This is a genomic window from Roseovarius halophilus (ex Wu et al. 2025), assembly GCF_047086965.1.
The window spans coordinates 1-14,275 of the sequence record NZ_JBKOTX010000024.1 but is presented as its reverse complement, the minus strand read 5'-3'; the positions used below and the strand labels follow the sequence as shown (position 1 = coordinate 14,275).

At 64.1% G+C, this 14,275-nt stretch carries 13 protein-coding genes; 3 read left to right on the top strand and 10 right to left on the bottom strand.

Annotated features, from left to right (window positions below; genetic code table 11):
* Window positions 1-95 precede the first annotated feature (95 nt).
* Both ACH107_RS07100 and ACH107_RS07095 read left to right on the top strand, forming a co-directional pair.
* Complete coding sequence (locus ACH107_RS07100) at window positions 96-2,408, top strand: xanthine dehydrogenase family protein molybdopterin-binding subunit (RefSeq protein ID WP_412505247.1); 2,313 nt, start codon at window positions 96-98, stop codon at window positions 2,406-2,408.
* On the top strand, window positions 2,395-3,474 hold the full coding sequence (locus tag ACH107_RS07095; RefSeq protein WP_412505246.1) for a DUF2235 domain-containing protein: 1,080 nt from the start codon (window positions 2,395-2,397) through the stop codon (window positions 3,472-3,474). The genes ACH107_RS07100 and ACH107_RS07095 overlap by 14 nt, the downstream gene beginning before the upstream one ends.
* Before the next feature lie 332 nt (window positions 3,475-3,806).
* On the opposite strand, the gene ACH107_RS07090 is transcribed toward ACH107_RS07095, so the two are convergent.
* Both ACH107_RS07090 and ACH107_RS07085 read right to left on the bottom strand, forming a co-directional pair.
* On the bottom strand, window positions 3,807-4,715 hold the full coding sequence (locus ACH107_RS07090) for a sugar kinase (RefSeq protein ID WP_310692096.1): 909 nt from the start codon (window positions 4,713-4,715) through the stop codon (window positions 3,807-3,809).
* A gap of 223 nt (window positions 4,716-4,938) precedes the next feature.
* Entirely contained in the window at window positions 4,939-6,153 is a 1,215-nt protein-coding gene (locus tag ACH107_RS07085; protein WP_310692095.1) for an aminotransferase class V-fold PLP-dependent enzyme, read from the bottom strand.
* A 71-nt stretch (window positions 6,154-6,224) separates the two neighbouring features.
* On the opposite strand from ACH107_RS07085, the gene ACH107_RS07080 reads away from it, so the two are divergent.
* Complete coding sequence (locus ACH107_RS07080) at window positions 6,225-7,004, top strand: IclR family transcriptional regulator (RefSeq protein WP_310692094.1); 780 nt, start codon at window positions 6,225-6,227, stop codon at window positions 7,002-7,004.
* Window positions 7,005-7,009: 5 nt separating this feature from the next.
* Here the strand turns inward: ACH107_RS07080 and ACH107_RS07075 are convergent, their stop codons facing one another.
* The 8 genes from ACH107_RS07075 to ACH107_RS07040 form a co-directional block, all read right to left on the bottom strand.
* A complete protein-coding gene (locus tag ACH107_RS07075) occupies window positions 7,010-7,504 on the bottom strand; it encodes a RidA family protein (RefSeq protein ID WP_310692093.1) in 495 nt (164 codons plus the stop codon).
* Window positions 7,494-8,456 (bottom strand): ABC transporter ATP-binding protein, encoded by a 963-nt coding sequence (locus tag ACH107_RS07070; RefSeq protein WP_310692092.1) that lies wholly within the window; start codon window positions 8,454-8,456, stop codon window positions 7,494-7,496. The genes ACH107_RS07075 and ACH107_RS07070 overlap by 11 nt, the downstream gene beginning before the upstream one ends.
* The gene (locus ACH107_RS07065; protein ID WP_310692091.1) at window positions 8,453-9,445 is read right to left on the bottom strand and encodes an ABC transporter ATP-binding protein; all 993 of its coding nucleotides are present in this window, start codon (window positions 9,443-9,445) and stop codon (window positions 8,453-8,455) included. Before ACH107_RS07065 ends, ACH107_RS07070 begins: the two co-directional genes overlap by 4 nt.
* Complete coding sequence (locus ACH107_RS07060) at window positions 9,442-10,557, bottom strand: amidohydrolase/deacetylase family metallohydrolase (protein ID WP_412505245.1); 1,116 nt, start codon at window positions 10,555-10,557, stop codon at window positions 9,442-9,444. Before ACH107_RS07060 ends, ACH107_RS07065 begins: the two co-directional genes overlap by 4 nt.
* Window position 10,558: 1 nt before the next feature.
* On the bottom strand, window positions 10,559-11,416 hold the full coding sequence (locus tag ACH107_RS07055) for an ABC transporter permease (protein ID WP_412505244.1): 858 nt from the start codon (window positions 11,414-11,416) through the stop codon (window positions 10,559-10,561).
* A gap of 3 nt (window positions 11,417-11,419) precedes the next feature.
* A complete protein-coding gene (locus tag ACH107_RS07050; protein WP_310692000.1) occupies window positions 11,420-12,361 on the bottom strand; it encodes an ABC transporter permease in 942 nt (313 codons plus the stop codon).
* 58 nt (window positions 12,362-12,419) lie between these two features.
* Window positions 12,420-13,937, bottom strand: coding sequence for an ABC transporter substrate-binding protein (locus tag ACH107_RS07045; RefSeq protein WP_310691999.1), 1,518 nt, complete (start codon window positions 13,935-13,937; stop codon window positions 12,420-12,422).
* Window positions 13,938-14,050: 113 nt separating this feature from the next.
* On the bottom strand, window positions 14,051-14,275 hold a 225-nt coding region (locus tag ACH107_RS07040), incomplete at its 5' end, for a hypothetical protein (RefSeq protein ID WP_412505243.1).

The window sequence follows — 14,275 nt, the reverse complement described above, 5'->3', positions numbered from 1 at the left end:
CCGCCGGGGCGGCGGCGAAAAGAGGGACTGGCCGCACGGGCTGGACACGGCCCTTGGAACCGCTAGGGTCTCGGCAACAGACAGGAGAGGCCAGCATGGAAAAATTCGGCAAATCCCAACCGGTCCGCCGGGTCGAGGACCAGCGCTTTCTCACCGGCCATGGCCGCTACGTCGACGATATCGTGCCGCAGGGCGCCTTGCGGGCGGTCTTCCTACGCGCGCCCGTGGGCCACGCGCGGATCACCGAGCTGGACGTCGCCGAGGCGCGCGACGCCCCCGGGGTGCACCTCGTGCTGACCCTGGCCGACCTCGAGGCCGAGGGCCTGCAGGTGACCATGAAAAGCACCGCCGTGCGCATGGCTGACGGCAGCCGCGGGGCGCGCCCCGAGCGGCCCCTGCTGGCAGGTGACCGGGTGCGCTACGTGGGCGAGGCCATCGCCATGGTCGTGGCCGAGACCCTGCAACAGGCCCGTGACGCCGCCGAGCTGATCACGCTGGACTTCGAGGACGAGCCGGCGCATGTCGAGCTGGCCCCCGGCGGGCCGCAATTGCACGAGAGCGTTCCCGACAACATCGCCTTCGACTGGGACCTGGGCGACGCCGCGGCGGTGGACAGCGCCATCGCGGGGGCGGCGCATGTCCTGACCTACGAGATCGCCGACAACCGTGTCATCGTCAATTCCATGGAACCGCGCGGCACCTATGCCGAGCCCGAGGGCAACGGCCGCCTGCACATCGCGGTGAACGGGCAGGGGGTCTGGGGGCCCAAGGCCAGCGCCGCGCGGCACCTGGGCCTGCCGCCCGAGGATATCCGCGTGACCAATCCCGACACCGGTGGCGGGTTCGGCATGAAGGGCATGGACCACCCCGAGACCTTCGTGGTCGCCCAGGCGGCCCGGATGCTCAACCGCCCCGTCCGCTGGATGTCCGAACGCACCGAGGCCATGCTCAGCGACAACGCCGGGCGCGATCTGACCACCACGGCCACGCTGGCCTTCGACGCCGATCACCGGCTTGTCGGCTACCGGCTGGATACCCTGGCGAATCTAGGGGCTTACAATTCGCAGTTCGCCCAGCCGATCCAGACCGATCTGTTCTCGAAGGTGGCGCCGGGGGTCTATGATTTCCAGGCGATCCACCTGCGCTGCCGCGGCATCTATACCAACACCGCGCCGGTCGATGCCTATCGCGGCGCGGGCCGGCCCGAGGCGATCTACGTGCTGGAACGGGCCATGGACTATGCCGCCCGCGACCTCGGCGTCGATCCCTGGCAGTTGCACCGGCGCAACTTCATCCCGGCCGACAAATTCCCTTATACATCCGCGACCGGACAGCCCTACGACGTGGGCGATTTTCACCGTGTCCTTGACCGTTTGGAACAAAACGCCGACCGTGCCGGTTTTGCCGCCCGCCGCGCTGCGTCCAAGGCGCGCGGCCGCCTGCGCGGCATGGGCCTGTGTTACTACATCGAGAGCATCCTGGGCGATCCCGAGGAAACCGCCCGGGTCGATTTCAACGCCGATGGCACCGCCTCGATCTTCGTGGGCACCCAGTCCAACGGACAGGGCCACGAGACCGTCTTTGCCCAGTTCCTCGCCGACCAGACCGGCATCCCGTCCGACCGTATCTCGGTGGTGCAGGGCGACAGCGACCTGATCGCCCAGGGCGGCGGCACCGGGGGATCGCGCTCGGTCACGGTGCAGAACACCGCCACGCTGGGCGCGGTCGCGGCCATCACCGAGGCTTTCGCCGGCTACCTGGCCGAAAAGGAGGGTGTCGCCGCCGAGGTCATCAGCTTTGACGACGAACGCTTCCGCATTCCCGGCTCGAACCTCACGCCGACCATGCTGGAGGTCGCCGAGATGGCCCGCGCCGAGGGGCGCGGCGACCTGCTGAGCCAGTCGCGGACCACCAAGCTGGAAAACCGGTCCTTCCCCAACGGCGCCCATGTGGCCGAGGTCGAGATCGACCCGGAGACGGGCAAGGTGACGCTGGACCGCTACACGGTGGTTGACGATTTCGGCAATCTCATCAACCCCATGCTGGTCGAGGGCCAGGTCCACGGCGGGGTGGTGCAGGGGGTCGGACAGGCGCTGACCGAACAGGCCCATTACGATGCCGAAGGGCAGCTGACCACGGCAACCTTCATGGACTACGCCATGCCGCGGGCCGATGATGTGCCCATGTTCCGCTTCGACACCGAGTCCACGCCCTCGCTCTACAATCCCATGGGCATGAAGGGCTGCGGCGAGGCCGGGACGGTGGGGTCCATGGCCGCCACGTCCAACGCCGTGCTCGATGCGCTGTCTTCGCGCGGTGTCGCCCGGGCCGACATGCCCTTCACGCCGCATCGGGTCTGGCAGTTGCTGCACGAGGCGGAAAACGGGGCGGAGCATGGGGTTTCGTGACCGGCTCCTTTCGCTTCTGGGTCGCGGCCCCCGGGCCGAGGCCGGCTCGCCGCGTCACCGAGGGCCCGCGACCCATGTGATCGTGATCGACGGCACGATGTCGTCGCTGGTCGACGGCAACGAGAGCCACGCTGGCCAGCTCTACAAGCTGATCCTCGAGGCCGGACGCAGCGCCAACCTGACGGTCTACTACGAGGCCGGCATCCAGTGGCGCGACTGGTCGCGCACGATAGACGTGATGATGGGCCGCGGCATCAACCGCCAGATCCAGCGCGCCTACGGCGTGCTGGCCTCGCGCTATCGGCCCGGCGACCGGATCATCCTGGCCGGGTTCTCGCGCGGGGCCTACGCGGTGCGGTCCCTGGCCGGGATCGTGGATCTGGTGGGGCTGGTGCGCGCCGACTGCGCGACCGAGCGGATGGTCCGCCAGGCCTATCGCCACTACCGCGCCGGGGCGCGCGGCCCGGTGGCCGAGACCTTTCGGCGCGACTACTGCCTGCACCCGGTCGAGATCGAGGCCGTTGCCGTCTGGGATACGGTCAAGGCGCTGGGCCTGCGCCTGCCGCTGTTGTGGCCCGTGACCGAGGAAAAGCACAGGTTTCACAACCATGCGCTTGGCCCCGCCACCCGGCACGGGTTCCACGCGCTCGCCCATGACGAAACGCGCGAGGCCTATGCCCCCGTCCTCTGGGCCTGTCCGCCCGAGCGTAAGGCGCGGGTCGAACAGGTCTGGTTCCGGGGCACCCATGGCGATGTGGGCGGCCAGCTGGGCGGCTTTTACCCGGCGCGGCCGCTGTCGAATATCTCGCTGGTCTGGATGCTGGAACGCCTCGAGGGCTGCGGCCTGCCCCTGCCGGAGGACTGGCGCGCCCGCTTCCCCTGCGACCCTGACGGCCCCTCGGTCGGGACTTGGCGGGGCTGGACCAAGCTGTTCTGGCTGCGCAAGCCGCGCATGGTGGCGCGCGACCGCTCCGAGAGCCTTCATCCCACCCTGGCCGCGCGCCTGTCCGGCGATGCGGCGGGGCCGACGGCGGATCGCGCCCAGGGCGTTTCGGGAAAAACCTGATCCGCGTCGTTGCGGCGGCAAATCCGAAACTGTCCTGGCCAGAGTCGCGGAGCCACCCCCTTGGCCTGCACCTGACCCCAGATGCTTTGTGAAGGCAAGCCGAAGGTCAGGAGACAACTACACCGAGTGAAACTGTCGGATGACGGCAGCCAGCCCGAAGCGGACGCGGTAAGTCGCTCGCTTTGCTGGCGCAGCGCCGGCAGGTCGGGCGGAAAGCGGGCTTTCGCGGCAATGGTCACGAACGGCGGCTATGCGCAGGGAGCTGACCCTGCAAAACTGCAAACTATGGCCGCTTTTCATGACACACCCGGCCCCTTATCTGTACTACAGCACTAAGCGTACCAATTGTCCACCATCAGATCCACGAGGGCACCACGCTGAGTAATGACTTGCCCAGCCAGACGACTGCCTGTGCGACAGGCTTTTTCGAGGCTCTCGCCGCTCAGCCAACTCGCCAGAAAACCTGCGTTGAACGCATCGCCGGCCGCGGTAGTGTCCACGACGTTCGACACCGGGTCAGGCGGAACTGCAATGCGCTCGTGTTCGGTCAGGGCGACGAGGGGCTTGTCGCTGTTCTTCACAACAACCACGCCTGCCCCACCGTCAAGGTAGCGACCCGCCACGGCTTCGGGACCAGAGTCGCCGAAATGCGCGATCTCGTCGTCGCACGAGGGCAAAACTATGTCCGCTGTCTCAGCCGCCCTTATGATCTGCCCGCACATCTCGGTGCGCGATTCCCAAAGTGCGGGGCGAATGTTTGGGTCGAAGACGACAGTCACCCCCTCTGTCCGGGCATGCGCCAACGCAGCGAGCAACCGCTCGCGCCCTACCGGAGGCAGAATGGCAATGGTGATCCCCGAGAAGTACGCTACATCACCACTGCTAACACCCGGCAGGGCCTCGAGATCGTCCGCCAGGGTTCGTGCGGCCGATGCGGAGCGCCAGTAGCTGAAGCTCCGCTCGCCGTTTCTCAACGAGATCAGGTAGAGCCCGATCGTCCGGCCCCGACGGACTGTGAGAACCGGGTCGATCCCGGCCCGGCGCACGAACTCCTCCATCCGTGCCGAGGCGTCATCTTCCCCGATTGCGGAGTAATAACCGACCGACAACTCGGCCCCGGCCACCTGGCGAAGGTACCAGCAGGTGTTGAACGTGTCGCCAGCAAAACCCATTGCGTAGCGCCCGTCCTCCTGCAGCGCCATTTCGACCATACATTCGCCGATACCGAGCACGCGCGTCATCGGCGCTCACGCTCGGCCGGGGCCCCGGCGACGCCGCGCAATTCGGCCGGGCCCTGCAGGCGGCCGTTATCTGGGGAGCTGGCCCGCATGGCGCGCAACTGATCCCAGGCGATCATCTGCCCGTGGTCCGGGCGCATCGGCAGAGTGGTCCCGCGTCTGACCTTGAGCCTCAGCGCTGCACCTTCGATACGCACGAGCCCAGTATCAACGGAAAGCTCCCCAGCTAACCGGGCCAATTGAGATACCCCTCGACGCCGCCATTGCGGACAGCGGCACGCGCTGAAATCTCATCATCGCAGGCCAATTCACCACGCAATACTTCTTCGACTACTGCCTCGGCGACGAACGACGCTTGGTTCGGCGCGAGGTTGCAGGGGTCAAGTTGGAAGTAGCCAAGTTCGATCTCGTGATCGCGCACGATTATCGCGGGATCGCGCTGCCCCAGTCGCCGGGCAATGATCGCGGCCGAGATGCCCGCTTTGTCCGGGTCGACCTCTACCTGAAGGCGTTCGAGAGGGTTGCCGGTCGGATCCAGGACCCTGTGTGGCATGATGCCCGGAAGAGGGGCGAAGGCCTCGCGCCATAGTTCCAGCGCTTCTGCTTCATGAGCGCGGATGGCCTCATGGTCCCTATTCATCCAAAGCGTCATTGCGGCGGTGGCGCCTGCAATGCTCTCTTTGCCAACCTTCATGCCTCGCCCGATCCCGATATTCTGAAGGTAGGCAGCACGTACTAGGTCGCGGCGCCCCGCAATGATGCCGGCAGTGGGGCCGCCCATGAACTTGTGGGCCGAGTAGACGACAACATCCGCACCTTTCTCGATGAAGCCACGCAGATCGTATTCGGAAGCGGCATCCACGATCACCGGAACCCCCTTCTCGTGCGCGATCTCCGCAAACCGCTCGAAGGGGATCTGCCCGTAGGCGACGACGTGGTGCGAGACGACATAGAGCGCAGCCGCGGCGCCTTCGTCGAGTACATGGGCCAACTGGTGATCCATTGCGAGCGTTGACTGACCGACGGGCCGCACGTGCGCCCCGGTAAGCTCGACGGCGAGCGAGACCGGCGCACCGTAGCCGCAGAGGTGGCCGAGCTGGACCGCCACGCCACTGCGGGGGCCGGTCTCATTCGGAAGCGCTTCGACGCGGGCTGGGTCGATACCTGTCATGCAACCGGCTACCGCGAGGCTGATACCGGCGCTGGCCGAAGCGGTGAGACAACCTGCCTCTGCGCCGGTAAGTTCCGCAATGACATGGCTGGCCTTGGCCTGAAGCTCGTGGATCTTGGCGAAACGAGTCATTGTGTCGGCCGTCGCCTGCGCGACTTCCGGCGCGGCCATCGATCCACCGAGCGCGGTCATCGTGCCGGAGACGTTGATGATCCGGCTCAGCCCGTTGGCATCGTGCCATCTCCAGTCCGGCGTGCGGGTCTCGGACATAATGTTTCCTTTCGAGGTTGTGGGGGGGTCCATAATTAGGTAGGGCTTGTGGAAACTATCATTGAGGCGCCATGAACAAGATCAAGCCTACGCGTACGCGTACTAGCGGTATAGACCGCAGCCTTCAGATAATGGATCTGCTGACTGAGCGGCAGGTCCCGATGAGCGCCTACGAACTCGCGAAGGAAGCGGGCGCACCCGCCTCCACGATCTACCGGCTCATCGACGAATTGGTTGAGCGTGCGATGCTGAGCCGCGCCGACGAGGGCCGGGTCTGGCTCGGGCCTCGCCTCATGCGTTACGGCCTCGCCTATCGGGCGCGGATCGACATGTATGCCGAGGCCGAGATGGAGATGTACGCGCTTTCGCAGCGGACAGGCGAGATGATCCAGATCTGCGCCCGAGACGAAGGCATGATGACCGTCATCGGCATGGCGGAAGGCGAAGGGCATTTTCGTGTCACATCCGATGTTGGGACGCGCGTGCCGCTGAACTGGACGGCCTCTGGCCGCCTGCTTCTGGGGCACTTGCCGGATGAGGAGCGCCTTGCGACCTTCCGCGATTTCGCGCGCCCATCCCGGACCGGCATGGCGGAGATCGACCCCGAGGTTCTGTCGCGGAAGTCCCGCGAGGACTACCTCAACGGTCTGGCGGTGCAAATCGACAGCTCCGAGGAATCGGTCGCTTGCATCGCCGCGCCGGTGCGAGACGAAACGGGAGCCTGTGTGATCACGCTTTCCGTCGTGATGCCCAAGTATCGAGTCTCCGACCAGTTCGACTGGTTGTCGGGCGAGGTTCGCACGGCCGCCGTAGCGGTGGAGCGTGCCATGGGGCACCAGAAAAGCGCCTGAGTACCTCACGCCTCTTTCTCCTCAAGTTCGAAGATCCCTTCTATTTCCACCGTGATCCGGTTGGGCAGCGATCCGACGCCGAAGGCCGACCGCGCATGCACCCCGGCCTCGCCGAAGATCGCGCCCAACAAGTCCGAGGCGCCGTCGATCACGAAGGGATGCTTCTCGAAGTCGGGATCGGCGTTCACGAGGCCGAGCAGCTTGACGACACCGCCGACCTTGTCGAGCGAACCGCAATACCCGCGAAGGGCCGTTAGCATGTTGATGGCCACCAGTTCGGCATGCTCGCGCGCCTCTTCGGCGCTCACTTCGGAGCCCACCTTACCGCGAAGCAACGTGCCATCGGCCTGCACGGGTCCCTGGCCGGAGACATAGAGCATACGGCCGGCCCGGCGGACGTTGCAGAACACACCTATCGGCTGGGGTGCCGTGCCGGGCAGATCGAGCCCGCGGGCCTTGAGCCGCGTTTCCGGCGTCGAGTCGGGTCGCTCATCTTTCATTCAGGGCCTCTATCCTCTTGCAGTAGCTGACATGTTCGGCGCCGACGCGCTCGGCCGGCGGTGGGCTCTCTGCGCAGGTGTCCTGCGCAAGCGGGCAACGGGTCCGAAAGACGCATCCTGTCGGCGGCCAGAGCGGACTGGGGATGTCCCCACTGAGCACTTCACGGTTTAGCGAAGCCCCCGGTCGGGGCTGTGGGATCGCGGAGTTGAGAGCGCGCGTGTAGGGATGCATCGCGCGCTCATGGACCTCCGTAGAAGGCCCGACCTCCATCAGCCGGCCGAGGTACATCACCGCGATCTGGTCACAAAGGTATTCCACCACAGAGAGGTCGTGAGCGATGAATAGCATCGTCAGATTGCGGCGCTCGCGCAGTTCCAGGAGCAGATTCAGGACCTGCGCCTGAATCGAAACATCCAGGGCGGAGACGCTCTCGTCAGCAACGATGAACTCCGGCTCCAGAGCCAAAGCGCGGGCGATACCAATGCGTTGGCGCTGACCACCCGAGAACTCGTGAGGAAATCGCCGCATGTGATCGGCCTGCAGCCCGACCTCTTCCAGCAATGCAGCGACGCGGTCGCGACGCTCTTTCCGGGTCCCGATGCCATGGGCGATGAGCCCTTCGGAGATGACACTTTCCACCCGCATACGCGGGTTGATCGAAGAGACCGGGTCCTGAAAAATAATCTGCATCCGGCGCCGCATGGCGCGCATTTCACTGTCACCAAGCGCGTTCAGATCCTGCCCATCGAAAACCGTCTGCCCGGAGGTGGGCTCGATGAGCCGCAACAGCGTACGCCCGAGGGTTGTCTTCCCAGAGCCGCTCTCTCCGACCAGCCCGGTGATCGAGCCGCGCGGAATGCTGAAGCTGACGTCCTCGACGGCATGGACATCTCCCGCCGGCATGTAGAAGCGCTTGGTCAGATTTTTTACCTGAAGCAATGGATTGTTCATTGGGGCCCTGCCTTCTCCAAGACGCAAGCGGCCCAGTGGTTCGGCGCCTTCTCGCGCAGCTTGATCGGTTGGCGACACTCGGGCAGGGCATAGCGACAGCGTGGAGCGAAAGCACAACCAGGGGGCAGGTCATGAAGCGGCGGAACCGAGCCCGGAATTGGAACGAGACGTTCGCCGTCACCGCGTCCAGGCTGCGGTATCGAGTTTAGCAATCCCTGCGTATAGGGATGTCGTGTATCCTCGAAAAGATGCCGGACCGGCGCCTTCTCAATCACAGCACCCGCGTACATGACCGCCACATCGTCGGCCATCTCGGCCACGACGCCCATGTCATGGGTGATGAACAGGATGGACATCCCCAGCTCCCGCTGGAGCCGGCGCATGAGATCGAGGATCTGGGCCTGAATGGTCACGTCGAGCGCAGTTGTCGGCTCGTCCGCGATGAGCAGCGCCGGGTTGCAGACAAGGGCCATGGCGATCATTGCCCGCTGCCGCATCCCGCCAGAAAGTTCGTGCGGATAGCTGTCTGCCCGGCTGGCTGGGGCTGGGATCTCGACCAACTCGAGCATTTGGATGACGCGCTTGCGCCGAGACTTCGCGTCGAGCGCCTCATGAAGCCACAGCATTTCCCCGATCTGATCGCCGATCGTGAAGAGCGGATTCAGCGATGACATGGGCTCTTGGAAGATCATCGAGATTTCGGGTCCGCGGATCCGCCGGAATCCGGCCGAAGAAAGCTTGGCAAGATCGGTCACCTCCCCAGTCCGGTCTCGGTAGGCAAGGCTGCCCGTCCCGATGCGCCCATTGGGCGGCAGAAGGCCCATCAGCGCAAGTGAGGTCACGGACTTGCCCGAGCCGCTCTCGCCCACCAGTGCCAGGGTCCGGCCGCGGGCGAGAGAAAAGCTTACATCCCGCAGCGCCGTGAGGTCTCCGCCTCTCGCATTGAACTGGACGCGCAGCCCTTCGACGTCGAGGATCGTGTCGCTCATGCGCTCCTCCGGTTTGCCTCTTGTACGTCGTTGCCTAGCACGGTCATCCGCGGTTCGAAGAGCTGGTCGAGTGTCATGTGGTTGCCTTGGCTGTCGACAACGTCGAGCGCCCCCGGGGCGAGGTCGAATACAGTGAAGTCGGCAATCTCGCCCGGTGTGAGCCCCGCTTTCGCACCCAGCCCGACGACAGAGCGCGGCGCGGCGGTTACGGCCTCGAGGCAATTCTCGAAGGGCAGCCCGACGGCCAGGAGCTTCGACAGCGTTGTCGCCATGTCATGGACCGGCCCCGCAATGTTGCGAAGGTGCAGGTCGGTCGAGATCGAGAAGGGTCTTAGCCCATCAGCGATGGCGCGCCGAGCCACGTCGAAATCAAATGAGGCCTGCCCGTGCCCCACGTCCATGCGCACTCCGCTGTCTGCCAGCCGCTTGGCCTGATCCCAGAGCGCCTGGGTATCGTTGATCGACCCCGCCTTCTTGCCGTTGAAGCAATGAGTGACGATGTCTCCCTCGCCGAGGATGTCGAAGACTTCGTCGATCAGCGGCGGCGGCTCACCGACGTGGACCATCAGCGGAAGCCCGGAGATCTCGGCTACGCGCTTGGCGATCTTGGCCGGCGTGATACCCCAGCTCCCCACGATGACACCCGAAGCGCGAACCTTGATGCCGCAGATGACATCGCGATGCGCCTCTATGGTCTCGAGCGTGCGGTCCACATCGATTGAGCGCATGTCTATGAGCTCGGGTACACGGTTGCAGCAGACCAAGCCGATCGAACCGATGTTGAGAAAGGCCCGGATGGTCTCGCTCTGCTGGTCGATAACGTATTCGCGAAGCCCGTGGAAATTGCCTTCGCCCGCACTGCCGGCGTCGGCCATGGCTGTCACGCCGGTGGGCCGTCCCGCCTCTCCGGGCCGGACCGAGATGTCGGTGCCGCCGTGCCAGACATGCACGTGCAGGTCGCACCAGCCGGGCGAGAGATATCCGCCGTTGCAATCAACGGTCCGGGCACCGGCGATAGCTTGGGGAGCTACATAGCCGTCATCGTCAACATGGATTGTTTCCACTGGGTCTTCGAAGCCCACGGCACGGAAGTTCGATAGGGTAAGGGCCACATTAGGTCTCCTTGGCGAGTCTTGGATCTAGCGCATCGCGAAGGCCGTCCCCGACCAGCTGCAGTGAGAGGACGGAGACCGAGATCGCGAGACCCGGAATGAGGATCAGGAAGATCGCCTGGTCGATATACTGGCGACCTGCGTTGACCATGGTGCCCCAAGTTGGTGTCTCCGGGTCGACGCCGACCCCGAGGAAGGACAACCCGGCTTCTGCCAGCATTGCGTAGGCGAAGATGAAGGTCGCCTGAACGAGGATGGGCGATACTATGTTGCGGAGCACATGCGTACCCATGATCCGGGGCGTGCGCGTACCGAGGGCCCGGGCGGCTTCGACGTAGGGCAACTCTCGGATCACCAGTGTCGAGGCACGCACGATCCTCGCGATCCGCGGCGTGTAGACGATCGACAGCGCCATGATCACGTTGATCATCGTACCCCCGAAAATCGCCACGAGGCTTAGGGCAAGAAGAACGTCCGGAAAGGCCATCATGGCATCGATGAGGCGCGAAAGTGGCGTGTCGAGGCGCCGGAAGAAGCCGGCAGACAGCCCGATGACGATCCCGGCCATCGACGAGAGCACGGCCACGCCCAGACCGATCGTCAGTGACACACGTCCTGCGAAAAGGAGGCGAGAGAATACGTCTCTTCCGAAAGCATCCGCCCCCATCAAGTAGTCTTTGCCGGGCGCGGTCAGGCGATCCCGTACCGACATAGCGTCAGGGTCAAGGGGCGCGACGAGCGGCGCTAGGAAACTCAGCCCAGCGATCACGACGAAGACAAGCAGCGCAACTAGGACGGATTTTCGGGCGAAAAGGCTCCGGAAGAAGCGCGGTTCGGCGGGATCGGTAGCAGTTGCCATAGGCTAGACCTTCACGCGCTTGTCGACAGCTAGGTAAAGCAGGTCGGTGATAAGGTTCACTAGGACGTAGAGAACGGCCACGATAATGAGCGTTCCTTGGATGATCGGGTAGTCACGGCGCAGCACGGCGTTCACCACGAGATTGCCGAGCCCTGGCAGGTTGAAGACTCTCTCGGTCACGACCGCCCCCGAGACCAACAGCGCGAAGGTCAGACCGATGACGGTGATGATCGGAATGCCGGCGTTCTTGAGCGCGTGGCGCAGGACCACTCGCTGCTCCCGCATACCCTTGGCTCGGGCGGTACGGACGTAATCCTCACCAAGAATGTCCAGCATTGAGGCGCGCGTAAACCGCAGGATCAGCGCCGAATTGACGATGCCCAGAACGATAGAGGGTAGTACCAAGTGCCACATGCGTTCAAGGAAGTTGGCGTCCGGACCTCCGTAGCCCGAAGCCGGAAACCACCCCAGCTCGGTGGCAAGATAGCGCTGGAAAATCAGCCCCGTGAGGAAGCTGGGCACGGAGGCCGCAAGCATGGCCGAAGTGATCGCCGACTGGTCAGCGAAAGAGCCGCGCCGGTAGGCCGCGTAGATGCCGATTGGTGTGGCGATGATCAGCGCGAATAACAGCGAGAAAAGCGCGAGGAATATCGTCGGCTCCGCTCTGTCGGCCAGAACAGAGGTTACTGGAGCGTTAAAGAAGAGGGAGTCTCCAAGATCTCCCTGCAGAGCATTGCCCACGAAGGAGAGGTATTGGACCGGAATAGGCTGGTTCAGTCCGAGCCTTTCGCGCAATTCCACCACGTCTTCCGGCGTGGCGTCGGGCCCAAGCATGAGGGCCGCGGGATCGCCCGGTGCCAGCCGCACAAGAACGAAGGCTATGGTCAGAACCAGAAAGATGACCACAACCATGCCGAGCAGGCGGCGGAATATATACTGCGTCATTCAGAGGAACTCCGGCGGAAGCGGCCGCGCGACCTTGTGGTCGCGCGGCCATGAGGGGTCACTCGGACAACTCGGCGTTCCAGAAGGAGGGCCAAGCCGAAGCCTCGACGCCAGTCAGACCGGTCGCCTTGCCCTGCAGGGCATTAAAGTTGCCGACCTTGATGAAGCCCACGTCCTCATAGAGTTGCTCTTGGATGTCGGCAAAGATTTGCTGGCGCGCTTCGGGATCGGTTTCTGTCGTGAACTCCTGCATCAGCTGATCCTTGGCCTCGCTCGACCAGCCTAGCCGACTGTCGGCGGCGTAGAGGCTGGTTAGCGAGGGTTCCGGCAGGAAGGGCGAGTGGGTGATGTAGATGTCCCATGCGGAAGGATCATCGCGCTGCTCTCCCAGCGTCGCCCAGTCGACGACCATCATGTCGACTTCGAAACCGGCCGATTCCAATGCCATCTGTGCCACTTCGGCCATCTTGAAATGGAACTCGTACTGGCGCGAGGTCAGGATTCTAAGCGGCGTGCCATCGTAGCCGGCCTCCTCGAGTAGCTCTCCAGCTTGCTCGGGGTCGTTCTGATTGTAAAGGTCTGTCCCAGCATCAGTGCGCCAAGCCCAGCCGTCCGGATACATCGGGCCGTCGACATTGTAGAATCGCTCGTCCCCGAAAGCCGCGAAGAGCATATCGTCGATAGGCAACGCTGCCTGAACCGCGCGCCGCGTGGTCTGATCCGTCAGCAGCCCGTCCTTGTGGTTGACCGCAAAGACGGGCCATCCGAAGGGCTCAAGAAGCAACGGCTCGGCCACGTCACTCCCTTCGACACGCCCGATGGACTCGGCCGGAAGGCTGTCCGCGAATGCGAACTGTCCGGACATCAGTCCCTCGACACGCGTGTTCGGATCGGGAACCGGAATGAAGCGGATTTCGTCCGGGATCTGCTGGCGTTCCTCGGCTCCGCTAGCGGGCTGGGTGTAATTGTCGAAGCGCGTGAGCTGCAGATACTCGTCGGGCGCATGCTCCTCGATCTGGTAGGGGCCGGTGCCGACGACTTCCACGATTTCCTCGCCGATGATTTCCTCTGGATAGACGGCCGCAGCGGAATTGGAGAAGGCCAGCAGAGACAGGAGCGGCGAATACGGCTCGGACAGCGTGATAGTGACCTCGGCCGGGCCGCTCGCCTCGATACCTTCCACAAGAGGCGCTACCGACCGGCCGCGCGTGGCGCGGTCGATCCAGCGCTCAAGCGAGGCCACGACGTCGACACTGTCCATAGAAGAGCCGTCATGAAAAGTCACACCTTCGCGAAGCGGAATGGTGTAGGTTGTCCCGCCCTCGCTGATCTCCGGCATGTCGGCCGCCAAAAGCGGCACCACTGACCAGCTGTCATCGAAGGTATAGAGTGTTTCGACGAAGTGCTGGGTGACGATGCTCACCACGTCCTTGGTCGAGATCATAGGATCGAATGTGTCCGGCTCACCCACAATGGCAACGTCCACGGCCGTCTGGGCGGCAAGCGGCGTAGCGAGGACCGCGGCGATGGCCGCGACGGAAACGCGGGGCGCGCGAAGATTGATGAAGCGGTTCATGGAACCTCCCTTATAATGTTATATAGTCCGTAAAAGGAGAGTGCCGGAAAGGAAAGCACGCTGTCAACTGGCAAATTGGGGTGCAGATGCAGAAGCCTCTTGACATGGCTCTGCTAACCTCTCCTGAGAACGACCGTGTCGGCGAATTGCACTCCGACGCGGAACCTCATTTGCTGCAACTGCCAGCATATTCTGGGCGATGATGCGCTTTCAGCCAAAGACTGCGGAAAGACTGCAATGGTGAAGGTTTTCTGATGCGGGTCGCGGCGTGAGGGTTGTGTCTTGGTGGGCGGACGACCCGCGTTGGAAAACCTCCCAAGGTCGAAGCCGCGAGGGTC

Bases quoted from the DNA above. Each gene is read 5' to 3' on its own strand.
- ACH107_RS07100 (WP_412505247.1), top strand. From the start codon at position 96: ATGGAAAAATTCGGCAAATCCCAACCGGTCCGCCGGGTCGAGGACCAG.
- ACH107_RS07080 (WP_310692094.1), top strand. From the start codon at position 6,225: ATGAACAAGATCAAGCCTACGCGTACGCGTACTAGCGGTATAGACCGC.
- ACH107_RS07050 (WP_310692000.1), bottom strand. From the start codon at position 12,361: ATGACGCAGTATATATTCCGCCGCCTGCTCGGCATGGTTGTGGTCATC.
- ACH107_RS07090 (WP_310692096.1), bottom strand. From the start codon at position 4,715: ATGACGCGCGTGCTCGGTATCGGCGAATGTATGGTCGAAATGGCGCTG.
- ACH107_RS07065 (WP_310692091.1), bottom strand. From the start codon at position 9,445: ATGAGCGACACGATCCTCGACGTCGAAGGGCTGCGCGTCCAGTTCAAT.
- ACH107_RS07070 (WP_310692092.1), bottom strand. From the start codon at position 8,456: ATGAACAATCCATTGCTTCAGGTAAAAAATCTGACCAAGCGCTTCTAC.
- ACH107_RS07055 (WP_412505244.1), bottom strand. From the start codon at position 11,416: ATGGCAACTGCTACCGATCCCGCCGAACCGCGCTTCTTCCGGAGCCTT.
- ACH107_RS07045 (WP_310691999.1), bottom strand. From the start codon at position 13,937: ATGAACCGCTTCATCAATCTTCGCGCGCCCCGCGTTTCCGTCGCGGCC.
- ACH107_RS07085 (WP_310692095.1), bottom strand. From the start codon at position 6,153: ATGTCCGAGACCCGCACGCCGGACTGGAGATGGCACGATGCCAACGGG.
- ACH107_RS07095 (WP_412505246.1), top strand. From the start codon at position 2,395: ATGGGGTTTCGTGACCGGCTCCTTTCGCTTCTGGGTCGCGGCCCCCGG.
- ACH107_RS07075 (WP_310692093.1), bottom strand. From the start codon at position 7,504: ATGAAAGATGAGCGACCCGACTCGACGCCGGAAACGCGGCTCAAGGCC.